This window comes from Clostridium lentum (assembly GCF_014287815.1).
Lineage (GTDB): Bacteria > Bacillota > Clostridia > Clostridiales > Clostridiaceae > Clostridium > Clostridium lentum.
Map to the genome: position 1 here is coordinate 1 of NZ_JACOOQ010000029.1, position 14296 is coordinate 14296.

The following is a 14296-nucleotide window of genomic DNA, read 5'->3' on the forward strand; positions in this document are numbered from 1 at the left end:
ATACGGAATAAAGTATTAATTAATAGGAAAAATATAGCATAGAACCGATGTTAGTTCTATGCCTTTTAGAATACTTAAAATTAAATTCCCGAAGGGAGCGTGGCGAAAGCCACTTTTTTATAATTAAGAAAGTATAAAATTTTTAAAGCTGTAAAGCTAGGTATATTAATGGATTTCAAGATTTAAAACTGTAAGATTGATGCCACAAAGTGGGCGTGGCAATATCAACTTTATTATGGAATATAATGATAATAAATAATACACAAAAAGTAAGAATTTTAATAACTTATATAGAGGATATTAATTTTTTTAGGAGTTAGAATGTTTAAAGAAAATATTGATTGTATAGATGCTGGTACAGAGTATTGTCCTTGTAAACTAGCGGAATCTGGAGAATGCCTTCTTTGCTCACAACTTCATGGTAGTACATTTTGTGATTGTTTAAATTGGAAAGGTGTTTGTATCTATCAGGAATTTTATTATAATGGAAATAAAGCAAAAGAAGGACGAAAAACATATAATTGCATTGTAGAAGATAGGGCTTTATATGATGATGAAGTTCTATTGATTAAGTTTAAAGCTCCTCATAAATTAGTAATAGATTTATCTAAGCCAGGAAGCTTTATTTTTATACGAACAGAAGAAAATATTTATTTTGATGTTCCTATTTCAATACTAGAGTCAGATATTGACTCTGATATTATATCTGTTATGATTGAGATTAAAGGAGTTAAAACAAAGAAGCTTCTTGAGATAGAAAAAGGTAAAAATATTACTATAAGGGGACCTTATTGGAATGGAGTTTTTGGTATTAAAAATATTAAAAATCAAAAGGACAACAATGTTATTGTCTTAGCACGGGGAATTGGTATGGCACCAATGCTTCCTGTAATTAAAAGGCTTAAAGAAAATAATAATCAATTAACTGTAATTTTAGATAAATCTCCTTTCAAAGAAATTTATGTTACAGAGTATCTTAAATCATTAGAGGTAGTTCCACAGGAAATGAATTTAATTGATAAAGGTGAATTATCTGCAGAAGCAAAGGTTTCTATTAAATCACTTATTAAATATAATAATATAAATTTAATTCACATTGCTGGTGCAGATATTTTAACCTTTAAGGTCATTGATTATCTAGACGAATTAGAAAGAAAAGATATTTATTTATCCTGTTGTAATAATTTTAAAATGTGTTGTGGAGAAGGAGTATGTGGTAGTTGTACTACAAGATTTTCAGGACATAGAGTAAAGAGATTCTGTAAGGTACAAGCAAATCCAAGGGACATTTTTGAAGGGAGGAGATTTATATGAAAGTTGTTGTTATTGGTGGTGGATGGTCTGGATGTGCTGCAGCAATTACTGCTAAAAAGGCTGGTGCTGAAGTTCATATATATGAAAAAACAGATTTGCTTTTAGGTCTTGGTAATGTTGGTGGGATAATGAGAAATAACGGTAGATATACAGCAGCTGAAGAACTTATTGCATTAGGAGGAGGAGACCTTATAAATCTTACTGATGTATACTGTACTCATAAAAATATAGATTTTCCGGGTCATAAGCATGCTACATTATATGATGTAAATATTATTGAAGGTAGAGTAAGAGAATATATACTTTCCTTAGACATAAACCTCCATCTAGAAAAGCGTGTTCGTGATGTTGAAATGGAAGATCATAAGATAAAAAGATTGCTATTAAGTGATGAAAGCTATGTTGATGGTGATGTTTTTATTGAAACAACAGGAACTACTGGACCAATGGGGAATTGTTTGCGTTATGGAAATGGATGTTCAATGTGTGTATTAAGGTGTCCATCTTTTGGTCCTAGAATAAGTATTAGTGAAAGATGTGGAGCCTTTGATATTCAAGGTGAGCGTAGTGGTGATGAATTAGGTGCAATGTCAGGATCATGTAAGCTTGCAAAAGAAAGTTTATCTGAAGATATTAGAAAAGAATTAAATGAAAAGGGAGTAGTGGTTCTTAAAATTCCAAAAGAGGATGTTAATTATAAAAAACTTGGTACAAAAGTATGCCAACAATATGCTTTAAAGGAGTTTGCCGAAAATATTGTGCTTTTAGACACAGGACATGCTGTGTGGTTGAATTTGCAACAATTGGAATAAACCGGGAAGTAGAGAATCTACTTTTTTTTTACGTCTCCACTTCCAATGAAATATACTGTTACATCTTGAGTATTTCCGTCCCATAGAATCTTATCTACTAAAACACCTATTAGGAGTCTTTGTTCATTAGAATCTAGTTCTCTTATATCAGCACACTTTTCTAGCAAGCTTTCTATAAAGTCTAGGTCTAATTTCTTGTAGTTTGAATCTTGGATTTCTTTTGAGATTTTATCTAATTCTTGTTGTAACTCTTGCATTTCATTTTTAGTGGCTCGTATTCTTTGTATTATTATATTGTCTATATCATCAGCAACTGCTAACTTATCTACCAGATTATTTAGAATTTTTTGTTTAGCCTCAATGTCTTTTTGAATTGAATTTTGCTTTAGTTTTATATCTTTATTTTTCTTTACTGCTTCATTTTTCTTTTTTAAGGTTTGGATATAGCTTTTCTTATTTTTGCCTAGCTTTTCTAGCTCTAGGAGTAATAAATTCTCTACATCCTCTACCTTTAAATTTTTATTTTTGCATAGTTCACTTTTTGATTTCTTTTTTAATGAACAGGAGTAGTAGAATTGCCTTTTTCCTGTATCTTTTTTAATATTTCCATGAACTACCTGCATGTAGTTATTACAGTGGGCACAATAAATCTTTCCAACAAGTTTTGCATTGTGGGTTCTTGCCTTTTTAGGGAATGAACCTCTATTGCCTTTAAATTGCTCTTGGACTGCAATCCATTTATCTGCATCAATTATGCCAGGGCAATTACTTATTGCAGCTATCCAATTTTCTTTATCATTTAATATTTTAGTTGCTTTTCCGTTTCTAGTTACTTGCTTTGTCTTATTGTAGCTAAGATAACTATGTTTGCCATCAGGTTCACCATATACATTCCATCCATCATCCTCAAGCCACCTCTTAAGTTCAGGGGAGCTTATTGCATAAACAGGGTTATTTAATATTACCTTTAATGATGTTTTTTCAAGAAGAATATTTCTATTTGATTTAATGTTGTGAGAAGCAAAGTAAACTTCTGTCTTATGTAATGATTCTTCTTTTAGATAGGTATCATAAATTAAGTTAACTAATTGTAGTTCTTCATCATTTTTCACAAGCTTAACTAATTTTCTTTCATTACCTTCTTCATCAATATAAGATGAGCTTTCACTATCAAAGCCAAGTGGAGTTCTACCTCCAGACCATTTTCCTGACTTAGCTAGTTCAACCATGTTATCTCTTACACGCTCAGCAATGGTTTCACGTTCCAGTTGTGCAAATACAGAAGCTATATATATCATAGCTCTACCCATTGGCGTAGTTGTATCAAACTGTTCCTTAATACTTATAAAGTCAACTCCATAGCTTTGAAGCTCTTCTAAGGTAGTGGAGAAGTCAGATACATTTCTACTAATTCTATCAAGCCTGTAGCATATTAAAATATCAAATTTTTCTTTTTTAATATCACTAAGAAGCTTTTGGAACTTTGGCCTATTGATATTTCCACCAGAAAATCCTTCATCTTCATAAATGATATATTCAGGGTCATTATTTCTATAATGAGTCTCTATATAGTCCTTACACATTTGAATTTGATTCCCTATGGAATCACCTTTACCTGTATATTTACTTTTTCTTGAGTAAATAGCAATCTTCATCTAATCACCTCGTTTTAGTATATGCAATTTTATTACAAATTAAATATAATTTAGCTTTATCTTAATAAGTTCTATAGGTAAATTTTCTGTAGCGGCCATTTCTTCAATTGCATGATTCTTATATTCATCAAATAGTGAATCCTCAATAAGTAATTCAGCTGCAAAAGTATTAGCTGCAATCTCAATCTTTTCTTTAGAGTAGAAAGTGTTACTTTCTAAATAGGTAATATTAGTCTTTGGATGAAGAATTGCATGGCCAAGTTCATGTGCTAGGACATGACGTTCCATTAATTAAGCATTACATCTTATGTTTTTTATATATTATTTTTTATATTTATTGGGTGTGTACTTCTTATTCTTTTCTTTTGCAAAGGCCATACCCATTTCCATTGCATCAAGAATACTTTGGATAGCTTCTTCTGAAGCTGGTTCACCATTAAATAGTAAAGTCTCTGTATTCATTAACTATTATTCTAAGATTGAACTTGGACTAAGAAATCCAAGCTATAATTTTATGGAAAAATTTAAAGCTAACTTTGGAGATGCATGTGTTGATGAGATTTTTTTTAAGAAGAAATAACACATAACGTGTGATTGCGTTTTTAATTGTAACAAGAAGAAGTGTACAAGCATAGTATAGATTATTAATTTATAGGAGGCCAGATAGTGACGATTACATGTATTTATCCAGAGGATATGAGTATTTTAGAAAACAAGTTAATAGATACATTAACAGATATTGCAATACAAAAGTTTACCTCTGAGGAAATAGATTTAATTGTTGATTATCTTGAGGAAAATGATTGTAAGTACTTCGATTAACTTATGAGAAAGTGGCTAATTAGCCTTAATAGAGTAAGGATTAACATAATAAAGAATTTGTTAAAGGGTGAAATTAATAAGTAGCTAAGAAGTTAATTAGAAAAGGAGTGATTAAGTAATGGAATTAATTAAGATAATAGAAAGAGAAGGTAGACAATTAGTAAGCGGTAGAGAATTACATGAGTTTTTAGAAATAAAGACGAAGTATAAGGATTGGTTTCCAAGAATGGTTGAGTATGGATTTGAGGAAGAGATTGATTTTATAAGGGTGGCTCAAAAAAGAGCAACCAATAATTTAAAGAATCCAGTGACTACAGTAATAGATCATGCAATTTCTATAGATATGGCAAAAGAAATATCAATGATACAAAGAACAGAAAAAGGAAAGATAGCTAGACAATACTTTATTAACTGTGAAAAGAAACTAAAAGAAGTTAAAAAACTAAGTCCAATGGAATTAATGGAGTTACAGTTTAAAGTTTTAAAGGAACAGCAAGAAAAAATAATACAAGTTGAAAATAAAGTAGATAAGCTAGAAGAGGACATGCCTTTGTTTCAAATAGATTGCAAAGAGATACAAGCATTAGTTAGAAAGAAAGGTATAGAAGCTTTAGGTGGATACAGGAGCATAGCTTACAATGATAATTCACTTAGAGGAAAAGTATACAGTGATATCCAGCAGCAAATAAGAAGAGAATTTGGAGTAGTAAGATATGAAGCTATAAAGAGAAGTCAGCTAGAAATGGCAAAAGAAATAATTATTAATTATAAAGCTCCATTAGTGCTAGAAAATGAAATTAAATTATTAAATGAGCAGGAGTAAAATATGGAAATTAACAGAAGAAGAATTTAGTAAAATACAAGTTTCTAAAAATGGGGACAAGAATTTTAGATATTAAATAGTCTGGTACACTTAAGATTTTGGAGATTAAGCTATGAAAATAATATTTATACAAGTAAAAAGACACATTGACAATCCGGCAAGATTAATCTCAATGTGTCTTGATGAAAAGTTTAATAAAACTCTCTATTTTTATTATATAATAGGGAGTTTTCTCTGTAAATAAACAGATAAACTGTTTTTTTAAAGGTACTTAATTTAAGGCCTTTGAGAGCTTGTAATAGGTATTATCTTTAGAACGTTATTTAAATTTAAGAAATAAAGTTATAGGGGTAAAGGGTATGGCTATTAGAGAGAAGAGATTTCTATGTGGTAAATATTTAGAAATATATCCTATTTCTAAATATGAACAAAAGAAAAGTAGATCAAAGAAAAAGAAGGAGAGCAGAAAAGAACAAAAGAATCTGAATGATAAAAATGCAAGAAAGAATTTAAGAAGAAGAATTCATGCTAACTTTGATAATAAAGATTTAATAGTTAGTCTTAGTTATGATGCAGCTAACCTTCCAAAAAGTGAAGAGGCTGCTATTCGTGATAGAAATAATTATATTAGGCGAATTAAAAACTTTAGGAAAAAGAATGGACTTGATGAATTAAAATATATAGCAGTTTTAGAATATAGAGAAGCTACAGATGATAAAAGAACAAAAACAAGAATTCACCACCATATTATAATATCTGGTATGGATAGAGATAAGGCAGAAGAACTATGGGGAAAAGGTACAGCTAATGCAAATAGAATGCAAGCTAATGAACTAGGCTTTGAAGAGCTAGCAAATTATCTTTCAAAGGATCCTAGAGGAAAGAAAAGATGGAGTCAATCTAAGAATATAGTTATACCAATGCCAAAGATTAATGATTATAAGTATTCAAATAAAAAATTATATGAGCTATCACAAAACCAAGGGGAAAGAGAAGTCTTTGAGAAGCTTTATCCTAGGTTTATTTATACTGGCCATGATGTTGTAGTTAATGATGTTGATGGTGGTATTTATATTTATATAAAAATGAGAAGAGGTGAGTAGGATATAAATAATTAATAGAGGAATTATTATTGTGAATATATGTATGAATTTATTTTAGATTTATAAAGCATAAAGGGAATTATAGAATTGTTAGGTAAATTATATTAATATATAAATTACTAAAATTATGAGTGAAATAGAAATTTTTATTTAATTTAATAATTTAGAGTAATTAAAAGAGAATTGTATAATAAATAAGTGAAAAAAGGTAGGCTTAGAAAATTAATATCAATAGCATAATGTTATTTAAAAGACAGAGATATTATATGATATAATAACAATAAATTATATATTTATCAATAAGTTGCAAAGTGGGGGATTAAAATTAAAAAAGAAGATAATATTACGTTAATAGAACCTGAAGTGTTACAAGAAAAAAATATAGAAAATGAGAAGTATATACCTTCAAAGCAAAGTGCAAATGTATTATTTAAATTTATGAAGAAAATAGAATATTTAAAAGAAATAATAAGTAAAAAAGCAATAATACCAAGATATTATGAGGAATCAATTGATTATTTAAATATTGAATCTTTAAATAAAATAGTATTTCCTATGATATGCTTTTGTGATATTAATCTTTCAAAACTAGATGGACATGTATATTATTATGGTAAATTTGGAATTGGATTAAATAAAACATGGGGAATAAATAGTGGAATTCAACCAATTCATTACATTAATAAAAATTCATCTATAAAGGAAGATATATCATATTTATTTTCAAAAGCATTAAATAATATAGATGATAGTGATGATAACATTAATGAGTATAGAAATTATTTATTAAGCCATCTTCTATTTATGAAACCAATAATTGGATCAATGAGAAGAGAGGGCAAATATGATAGTAAAAATTTCACAGATGAAAAAGAGTGGAGGTTTATTCCTAATATAAAGGAGGAACATGGAATAGATTTAATAATTCCACAGAAGTATTTAGAAAATGATAAAGCTTATAATTCATATTCAGATGGAATTACTCAAATAAAAGAATTATGGCTGCATTTTGATGTATGTGACATTGAATATTTAATGGTTGAAAATGAAGAATATAGGAAAGAATTAATAGAATTTATATTGAGTATTACTACAATTGAAGAATTAGATAAATATATTTTAATATCTAAAATAGTAGTATATGATATTATGAATAAGGATTGGTGATATTATGTTTGTAAGTTTTAATAAAGCTTTTGATAAAAAAAAATCTATGGACAAGATTCCAGAACCTATAATTAAAGCATTAAGTGAAGAATTGCCTAGTGGATTTAAATATGTACAAATGGATAAGGATACATGTTGTTTAATTCCAGAAGGAGAGGAAATTAATTTTTCAGTCGATTTTATTAAAGATAATGAATTTAATGCTAAAACACCAGATGAATTAATGGAGTATTTATATAGAACACAAAAGCAATTAAGGATAAAATCTAACACAATAGAAATTAATGGTAATAAGTTAAATGTGAGTGATTTAATAAAGTTGCCATTAAAGAATGTGGAGATTGATCATAGTACTATTATTATTGAGCCTAAAGCATTTCCTAAGCCATTTGAACTTCCGATTGAATATGAAGATGGAAAATATATAAGTGTAAAAATACAAAGGCAGCCACTTGCAGATTTAAAAAAATCATTATTTAAATCTATTGATATGGAGTCTATGGAAGTATCGTATATTATAGATGAGATTAACCATAGTATGAGTATGGATTTAAAAATAAGACTAGATAAGGCTGAAACAGTAGAAGAAATACTAAAAATTTCTAAGATATATGACAGATTTAAAAAAGGAAAAGTTGTAATTGGGAATAATGAAATAAATGGATGTATTAAGGAAAAAGATTATGATAATAACTTTGCAGAGTTAATTGATTTTTGGGAAAAGGTTAATGCATTATCTGGTTTTTTAGGAATAGTAATTAAACCCAAAGTTAATATTTTAAATGAAGATGTTGAAATAGTAAAGGCTTTATATAATTCATTTATAGAAAATACTGATTTTAAAAAAAATATTAATACAAAAAAATTCACATTAAGCTTTAAAAATGAGATAAAAACTGATGAAATTAATTATAAAGATGAGATGGCTTTTCAGTTTGAAGAGTATAAAGAATATTCAATTTTAGAGACGCCACTAGAGTTATATTGTGTAATAACACTATCAAACTTTAAAATTAATAATATAACATTACAAGATAAAGTAGACTTATTTAAATATGATATGGAAGTAGAGGCAGTAACAGAAGAAGGAGTAATAAAAAGTGTTAGATTTTTTACAGATAAAAGAGAGGTTAAGTCATACAGAGAAAAAATAAATAATAGTTTTTAAAATAATGTATAGTATAAGCCATAATAATATTAGTATTTATAGATATTACATAGAATCTTATCATAAGTAAATAAGGTTTTAATTATATTATATAATATATATAACATTAATAATTTAATGGTGCAAATAGAGTACTAATTACAAAAAGGCATTGGATTTGAAATCCAATGCCTTTTGACTAGTTAAGATCCCATTTTGTAACTTCTCTTTGTACAACTTGAGCGCTGTATTTACTAATTAATGCACCTTTACTTGTTTCAAAGACATTACTTGCGATAATAGTGTCCATTAGTGCTATTACATCTGAGTTTGTAAGTCCAGGTTTTACATCAGAAATTGTAATTGAACTCTTTTCACCACTCTCACATAAAAAGACCATTTGTAATGAGTATTCCATGTTTTTTCCTCCTTTCTATAAGATTTGAATTAATAAGATAAGCGTTATTTTCTAGCATAGAGATTTCATTAACTAAGGTGTATCTAGTTTGATTAGCTAACACTAATTTAATTGCATCTGCAACTGTTGCTAGAGCTTCTGGTGTAGCATCTCCGTTAATACCTGAAAAATTTTTTTTCTTGTATGATGGATTACCATCTTTATCAACACCGCTTTCTACTTCAATACTTAAAGTAGTTGTCATTAATTCTTTTGAAACTGCCATGTTATTCACCTCCTTGTAGCTTGGTATTTAATATATATGGTTTAAAAAGAAGAAATCAAAATTTAATACTAAAATATAAAAAATCTGATAAACTTTTGGCCTATCAGATTTTTTATATTATGCGGCGTTGTCTTTTTCATCTTTTACAACAGCACCTAATTTTACTGAAACAATGGTATTTAATGTATTTATACTATTTGATAGTGAAGTAAGTTGCTTTTCTAGTCTAATCAATAAATAGGCTGTAATAGCTATTGGGAAGCCAGTACTGCCTATTAATGATATAAGATCTAAATTTTCCATGATATCACCTCCAAATAATATATATGTTTTGAAAACATGAAGTTATAGGTTATTTGTTTATAAAAAAATAAATCAGTAAGTTTTCATACTGATTTATTCATTATCAAAGAGACAATGGAAGTAATGATTGATTGCCATATCTACTATAGAGCTTATATAAATTATATCTGGATGCATGGCTTTGATTTGTTCTAGCTTCTTTAGTGTTGAGAATCTTAGCATATAGCATCTTTTATATTCTAGCTTTTCTCCATCTATTGGAGGGGTAAGTCCATTTACTATTGATAGTTTTCTCATATCTAAAATATCCGTATTATTGTTTTTAGATTTTTGATTTTCTACTTTAGGTTTTTCTTTTGTATTTGGAGTAGTATGTGCAAATTGCACTGGCTCATTTGTAAATGAAAAGTCTTCTACTAAATTACCTTTTATTTCACCAGGTGCTTCAAAACCTATTTCTTCACATTCTTCTTCATAACATATGTCGCTTGGATCTATAATTAACCCTTTAGTTCTTCCCACTAAAAACACCCCTTTCGTACTGAATATATATGGGAATAGAAGAATGGTTATATGGATATTCTTATATTTTCATATATAAAAGAATATGCGGGAAACATCAGGTATTATGAGGTTTATTAATAAAAAATATCCTTTGAATTTGAATTATTAGTTTTTAAACCATATATCTTTAATAAGAAAAATTTAAGGGGTGTGGTATCATGGCATCTAATAGAATTAAAATTACTGAAGAGGGAGAAGTTTATGACAGATTCTGTATTGCTTTAGCAATTAGAAATTCAACATATAATGATGAGCTTAAGTGTTCACTTATAGAGCAAAATATAATTAAGAACTGTGAGACCTGTAGCTTAAAATTTATTTGTGATGGCATTGATGGGCTGGTAGATGATTATATTAAAAAGACAACTAAGGTTGTTAGTAGCTTTACACTATAAGCTTGAGAGGAATGTCACAATATAAATACTAGCTATGAAATTTCAGCTTAACAATAATTCAATTTTTGTTTAAGCTAGAATAATCTTGGTGTATAATAGTAAGAGAAAAATAATAAATATTTATTTGAGGTGTTGGCTATGGATACATTTATTCCTAGATATAGATATAAATTTAAAGATGAATTACCACATGGAGATAAAAGATATATTTTAACTTATGTTAAGCAGATGATTAGTGAGTTTGTTTATGATATGGGAAATTTGGAAAATAATCCATTTACTTTTCCAGAGGTACAAACATTACTTGATGGCATTACTGTTGGTGGCCATAAGTTAAGTGATCAAAATCAAATACTAAATATAAAGTTATCATGGGATTATGTTGTTAATTTGAGTAGAACAAATTCTTTAGAGTTAAACAAAGAAGTTATTTGTGATATTCATAGTAAAGTTGCTAAAGATGAGGCATTAATAGTAGGTGACTTTAGAAAGGGTAACATTGGAATTGCAGGTACTGTTGAATATAAGTGTATTAATTATGAGGATTTAGAGGAAGTATTTAAAGCTGATATAGATAAAATAAATTCTATAGATAATTTACTTGAAAAAGCTATTATACTTAATCTATGGCTATCTTACTGTCAGTTCTTTTATGATGGAAATAAGAGAACAGCTAGACTTTCATCAAACCTTATCCTGTTATCAAATGATATAGGAGTACTTTCTATACCAGCTAGATATAAGGTTGAGTATAATAAATTAATGCTAGATTTTTATGAAACTTTAGAAGCTGATGAAGTAATAAAGTTTATATTAGAAAAATGTATAACGTTTTTCGATGGATTTAACTATAAAAAATATAATGAATTAATCTAAGGTGTTAAAAATAAATCCTCTCATATGCAGTTAAGCTGCAAAAGAGAGGATTTATTTTTAAGGCTATGTTTTAAATATTGGTTGATATGTGATACTTTTCTGAAAATAGGTTGCAATATAGAGAAAAAGAAACTTTCAAAATTAAAAACTTAATAGTTCACAGTAAATATATCACATAGTTATACTATGGTAATAGATTTCAAAAATAGACACCTAATATTTACATAAATTTAATTTTATTTACATAATTTATGGAGTTATAATTCACAAATTATGTATAATAAGAATATATAGTTTTGAATAATTGTATTTTATCATTTATCAAATGTAGAAAAGTAGGAGGAATAAATATGTTAATGAATTATTTGAGAATAGGAATAGCAACCTTTGTTTATTTAGCACCCGTAGCCCTTTTTATTATTTGTACATTTATTGGTGTAAAATTCTTAGTAAAAAGAAAATTTGAATTTAAACCAATGAAACTTTTATGTGAATTTGCATGGATTCTTACTGTTTTAGCTATTTTAAAAATCACAGGAATTATTGGTGGAGATTTTAGTACAACTTCAATATTTAATGGTGATGCCCATATTTCTTTTAGTCTTTTTGAGGAAGGTTTATCAATGGCAACTTTACTTAATGTTATTTTATTTGTTCCTTTTGGATTTTTTTCTCCTATAGTTTTCAATAAACTTCATAAGAAGAAAATTTATGGAATTTTAATAGGTATTATCTTTTCAATAGTAATTGAATCTGTTCAAACATTTACTGGACGTTTTGTTCAATTAGATGATATGTTAATGAATACATTAGGAACATTTATTGGATACGAATTATGGTTTCTGTTATCAACTGTAAAACTTAAACAAAAAAATATATATGTTAAATAATTAGTATTCAGGTATAATTTAGCCAATAAATTCAAGTGAACAACTTTAAATTATTGCAATTTAAAATAAAAGTGGACAAGATATTATGTGATATGCTCCCATTATAGTAGACAGTTAAAATAATAAAACTGTTCTATAATGGGAGGATTTTTTATACTGTCTATTATCAACCTTGATTTAAAACAGAGCTAATTTTAAAAAGGAAACCTTAATCCTTAATTCATTTATCTTTAATGGTAAATAATGTTTAATATTTACCGTTATTTGTGTATAATTAAATAAGAAAGCAGTGTGTAATCGTATTATATTATACGCATTTGTATTCTAAATTTGAAGCAAATTTTATGATAAGGTTTTGTTTAAAGGTTATTTATACTTTATGAGGGGATAAATATGAGTATTAGTAAAGTAATTAGTTATATTGCTGTTATTGTTATTGGAGTTTGATTTATTATGATGGCAATAGGTAACACACTAAGAAGTGAAATTGCATCAATTTTACAGGGCTTATTAGGTGGAGTTTTTATTATTTTAGGTTTATATAAATCTGTTTCTGGAATTAATCAGAATAAGTAATTGTATTATATTGCTCACAACTAAAAACTATATAGGGGGATTAGACTTTATGAAAAATCAAATTAAATATTATTTAATTGGAATTACTATACTAATATTAAGTTCACCTTTAGGTTATACAACGCTTAATATTATTTATGCAAACAGAAATTTAACTGGGGAATTTGAAGCATTATTAAATGGATTTATTCATTCATATATGCTAATTGGAGTATTAGTATTTAGTATTGGGTTAATAAATTTATTTGTTGAACATAAACAAAAGTAATATGTTTTGATGCATAATTTTAATAAATAATGAACTAAAAGAACCAACAATTTATTGATCCTTTTAAATATATCATTTACATAGCATAAATTAATATAGGTTAAAATAAATGCTCTCATATGTAGCTAAGCTTCAAAAGAGAGCATTTATTTTTAAAAAGAAAACCTTAATCTTTAATTCACTTATCTTTAATCAAAAACTATTCATAGAACTTTTATCTACAGTTAGTATTACAAATTAAACTTTTCTATACATGGATAAACGAATTAATTATTAAGCTTTGAATTCATAGCCTTCGGCAGTAAGGAAATATTAATTTTATTTAATAAAACAATTGCATCATAATCCTAAAAGCAACCGTTCCTTTCACTCACTAATGCTTTTGTATTCTGATGCATTAGTTTTATTATCTACTCAATTAAACGTTTTTTTCGTATCACCCATTGGCTCCATAAAGATTACCTTACATGAAATAAGATTTTTTGTAGGTATTCCTCTTAAGCAGTAAAAATCACATTTCATTCCTGGTAATCCTTATTTCGCTTAAAGGAAACCTTTAAAAATAATTCATTTATTATTATCTTGTAATCTAATCTTTATTTTATTTCATAAAAATCTATTTAACTATTTATTATCACTGAAGGTATAAAAGAATTTTTTTAAAGCTCTAAACTATAGTTCTACGGACAGTAGCAGTCCACTTTTTCAAAGTTGACAGATTGAAATCGCCCTTGAAAAAGGAATAATAAAATCAAAGTCAATCATTGTTGATGCTACGTATACGGCAGCAAGATATAGTCAAAAATCACCACGTGAAGTGTTACAAGAACGTTCTAAGAAATTAAGAAAATCAGTTTATGAAATAGATGAGAATATTAAAAATACTTTACCAGCTAAA

General features: G+C 27.4%; 18 protein-coding genes and 2 pseudogenes. 13 read left to right on the forward strand and 7 right to left on the reverse strand.

All coding sequences use genetic code 11. The annotated features are described in order from the left end of the window. Nucleotides 1-321 precede the first annotated feature (321 nt). Entirely contained in the window at nt 322-1314 is a 993-nt protein-coding gene (locus H8R92_RS12640) for a sulfide/dihydroorotate dehydrogenase-like FAD/NAD-binding protein (RefSeq protein ID WP_186835635.1), read from the forward strand. Further along, nucleotides 1311-2096: pseudogene (locus H8R92_RS12645) on the forward strand (FAD-dependent oxidoreductase); the annotation flags it as partial. The gene H8R92_RS12640 and the pseudogene H8R92_RS12645, both read left to right, overlap by 4 nt. 47 nt (nt 2097-2143) lie before the next feature. Here the strand turns inward: H8R92_RS12645 and H8R92_RS12650 are convergent. Genes H8R92_RS12650 through H8R92_RS12660 form a run of 3 tightly spaced genes read right to left on the reverse strand, consistent with a single transcriptional unit; the run spans nt 2144 to nt 4243 of the window. Next, nucleotides 2144-3781, reverse strand: coding sequence for a recombinase family protein (locus H8R92_RS12650; protein WP_186835637.1), 1638 nt, complete (start codon nt 3779-3781; stop codon nt 2144-2146). A gap of 39 nt (nt 3782-3820) precedes the next feature. Then, a complete protein-coding gene (locus tag H8R92_RS12655) occupies nt 3821-4069 on the reverse strand; it encodes an ImmA/IrrE family metallo-endopeptidase (RefSeq protein ID WP_186835638.1) in 249 nt (82 codons plus the stop codon). 33 nt (nt 4070-4102) lie between these two features. Next, nucleotides 4103-4243: a hypothetical protein gene (locus H8R92_RS12660; protein ID WP_243166667.1), complete on the reverse strand. Its 141-nt coding sequence runs from the start codon at nt 4241-4243 to the stop codon at nt 4103-4105. A 204-nt stretch (nt 4244-4447) separates the two neighbouring features. On the opposite strand from H8R92_RS12660, the gene H8R92_RS12665 reads away from it, so the two are divergent. The 5 genes from H8R92_RS12665 to H8R92_RS12685 all read left to right on the forward strand — a co-directional run bounded on the left by H8R92_RS12665 (nt 4448) and on the right by H8R92_RS12685 (nt 8864). After that, nucleotides 4448-4603, forward strand: coding sequence for a hypothetical protein (locus tag H8R92_RS12665; RefSeq protein ID WP_022167717.1), 156 nt, complete (start codon nt 4448-4450; stop codon nt 4601-4603). A gap of 118 nt (nt 4604-4721) precedes the next feature. Beyond that, nucleotides 4722-5426: an ORF6C domain-containing protein gene (locus H8R92_RS12670; RefSeq protein ID WP_243166668.1), complete on the forward strand. Its 705-nt coding sequence runs from the start codon at nt 4722-4724 to the stop codon at nt 5424-5426. A gap of 359 nt (nt 5427-5785) precedes the next feature. Further along, nucleotides 5786-6529: a rolling circle replication-associated protein gene (locus H8R92_RS12675; RefSeq protein ID WP_186835639.1), complete on the forward strand. Its 744-nt coding sequence runs from the start codon at nt 5786-5788 to the stop codon at nt 6527-6529. 363 nt (nt 6530-6892) lie between these two features. Then, nucleotides 6893-7696 carry an abortive infection system antitoxin AbiGi family protein gene (locus H8R92_RS12680; protein ID WP_186835640.1) on the forward strand — a complete coding sequence of 268 codons (804 nt, stop codon included), beginning with the start codon at nt 6893-6895 and terminating at the stop codon, nt 7694-7696. A gap of 4 nt (nt 7697-7700) precedes the next feature. Next, on the forward strand, nt 7701-8864 hold the full coding sequence (locus tag H8R92_RS12685; protein WP_186835641.1) for an abortive infection system toxin AbiGii family protein: 1164 nt from the start codon (nt 7701-7703) through the stop codon (nt 8862-8864). A 178-nt stretch (nt 8865-9042) separates the two neighbouring features. Here the strand turns inward: H8R92_RS12685 and H8R92_RS12690 are convergent, their stop codons facing one another. The 4 genes from H8R92_RS12690 to H8R92_RS12705 form a co-directional block, all read right to left on the reverse strand. Continuing rightward, nucleotides 9043-9261, reverse strand: coding sequence for a DUF2922 domain-containing protein (locus tag H8R92_RS12690; protein ID WP_186835642.1), 219 nt, complete (start codon nt 9259-9261; stop codon nt 9043-9045). Next, nucleotides 9227-9526 carry a DUF1659 domain-containing protein gene (locus tag H8R92_RS13545; protein WP_186835643.1) on the reverse strand — a complete coding sequence of 100 codons (300 nt, stop codon included), beginning with the start codon at nt 9524-9526 and terminating at the stop codon, nt 9227-9229. The genes H8R92_RS12690 and H8R92_RS13545 overlap by 35 nt, the downstream gene beginning before the upstream one ends. A gap of 117 nt (nt 9527-9643) precedes the next feature. Further along, entirely contained in the window at nt 9644-9829 is a 186-nt protein-coding gene (locus H8R92_RS12700) for a YvrJ family protein (protein ID WP_186835644.1), read from the reverse strand. A gap of 93 nt (nt 9830-9922) precedes the next feature. Then, a complete protein-coding gene (locus tag H8R92_RS12705) occupies nt 9923-10351 on the reverse strand; it encodes a hypothetical protein (protein ID WP_186835645.1) in 429 nt (142 codons plus the stop codon). 200 nt (nt 10352-10551) lie between these two features. Here H8R92_RS12705 and H8R92_RS12710 point away from each other — a divergent pair, with 200 nt between their 5' ends. From H8R92_RS12710 to H8R92_RS12730, 6 genes and pseudogenes are all read left to right on the forward strand, one after another. Further along, nucleotides 10552-10788, forward strand: coding sequence for a hypothetical protein (locus H8R92_RS12710; RefSeq protein WP_186835646.1), 237 nt, complete (start codon nt 10552-10554; stop codon nt 10786-10788). Between the two features lie 138 nt (nt 10789-10926). Beyond that, nucleotides 10927-11664, forward strand: a complete 738-nt coding sequence (locus tag H8R92_RS12715; protein WP_186835647.1) for a Fic family protein — start codon at nt 10927-10929, stop codon at nt 11662-11664. 350 nt (nt 11665-12014) lie between these two features. Further along, complete coding sequence (locus tag H8R92_RS12720; RefSeq protein WP_186835648.1) at nt 12015-12554, forward strand: VanZ family protein; 540 nt, start codon at nt 12015-12017, stop codon at nt 12552-12554. A 453-nt stretch (nt 12555-13007) separates the two neighbouring features. After that, nucleotides 13008-13130, forward strand: coding sequence for a hypothetical protein (locus H8R92_RS13390; protein WP_279287111.1), 123 nt, complete (start codon nt 13008-13010; stop codon nt 13128-13130). 49 nt (nt 13131-13179) lie between these two features. Continuing rightward, a complete protein-coding gene (locus H8R92_RS12725) occupies nt 13180-13398 on the forward strand; it encodes a glycosyl transferase (RefSeq protein ID WP_186835649.1) in 219 nt (72 codons plus the stop codon). Between the two features lie 718 nt (nt 13399-14116). Then, nucleotides 14117-14296, forward strand: a pseudogene (locus H8R92_RS12730) (IS5/IS1182 family transposase); the annotation flags it as partial.

What these genes read in the sequence shown, in the direction of transcription:
- H8R92_RS12640 (WP_186835635.1), top strand. Translation starts at nt 322, where the DNA reads ATGTTTAAAGAAAATATTGATTGTATAGATGCTGGTACAGAGTATTGT.
- H8R92_RS12650 (WP_186835637.1), bottom strand. Translation starts at nt 3,781, where the DNA reads ATGAAGATTGCTATTTACTCAAGAAAAAGTAAATATACAGGTAAAGGT.
- H8R92_RS12655 (WP_186835638.1), bottom strand. Translation starts at nt 4,069, where the DNA reads ATGGAACGTCATGTCCTAGCACATGAACTTGGCCATGCAATTCTTCAT.
- H8R92_RS12660 (WP_243166667.1), bottom strand. Translation starts at nt 4,243, where the DNA reads ATGAATACAGAGACTTTACTATTTAATGGTGAACCAGCTTCAGAAGAA.
- H8R92_RS12670 (WP_243166668.1), top strand. Translation starts at nt 4,722, where the DNA reads ATGGAATTAATTAAGATAATAGAAAGAGAAGGTAGACAATTAGTAAGC.
- H8R92_RS12675 (WP_186835639.1), top strand. Translation starts at nt 5,786, where the DNA reads ATGGCTATTAGAGAGAAGAGATTTCTATGTGGTAAATATTTAGAAATA.
- H8R92_RS12685 (WP_186835641.1), top strand. Translation starts at nt 7,701, where the DNA reads ATGTTTGTAAGTTTTAATAAAGCTTTTGATAAAAAAAAATCTATGGAC.
- H8R92_RS12690 (WP_186835642.1), bottom strand. Translation starts at nt 9,261, where the DNA reads ATGGAATACTCATTACAAATGGTCTTTTTATGTGAGAGTGGTGAAAAG.
- H8R92_RS13545 (WP_186835643.1), bottom strand. Translation starts at nt 9,526, where the DNA reads ATGGCAGTTTCAAAAGAATTAATGACAACTACTTTAAGTATTGAAGTA.
- H8R92_RS12700 (WP_186835644.1), bottom strand. Translation starts at nt 9,829, where the DNA reads ATGGAAAATTTAGATCTTATATCATTAATAGGCAGTACTGGCTTCCCA.
- H8R92_RS12710 (WP_186835646.1), top strand. Translation starts at nt 10,552, where the DNA reads ATGGCATCTAATAGAATTAAAATTACTGAAGAGGGAGAAGTTTATGAC.
- H8R92_RS12715 (WP_186835647.1), top strand. Translation starts at nt 10,927, where the DNA reads ATGGATACATTTATTCCTAGATATAGATATAAATTTAAAGATGAATTA.
- H8R92_RS12720 (WP_186835648.1), top strand. Translation starts at nt 12,015, where the DNA reads ATGTTAATGAATTATTTGAGAATAGGAATAGCAACCTTTGTTTATTTA.
- H8R92_RS13390 (WP_279287111.1), top strand. Translation starts at nt 13,008, where the DNA reads ATGATGGCAATAGGTAACACACTAAGAAGTGAAATTGCATCAATTTTA.
- H8R92_RS12725 (WP_186835649.1), top strand. Translation starts at nt 13,180, where the DNA reads ATGAAAAATCAAATTAAATATTATTTAATTGGAATTACTATACTAATA.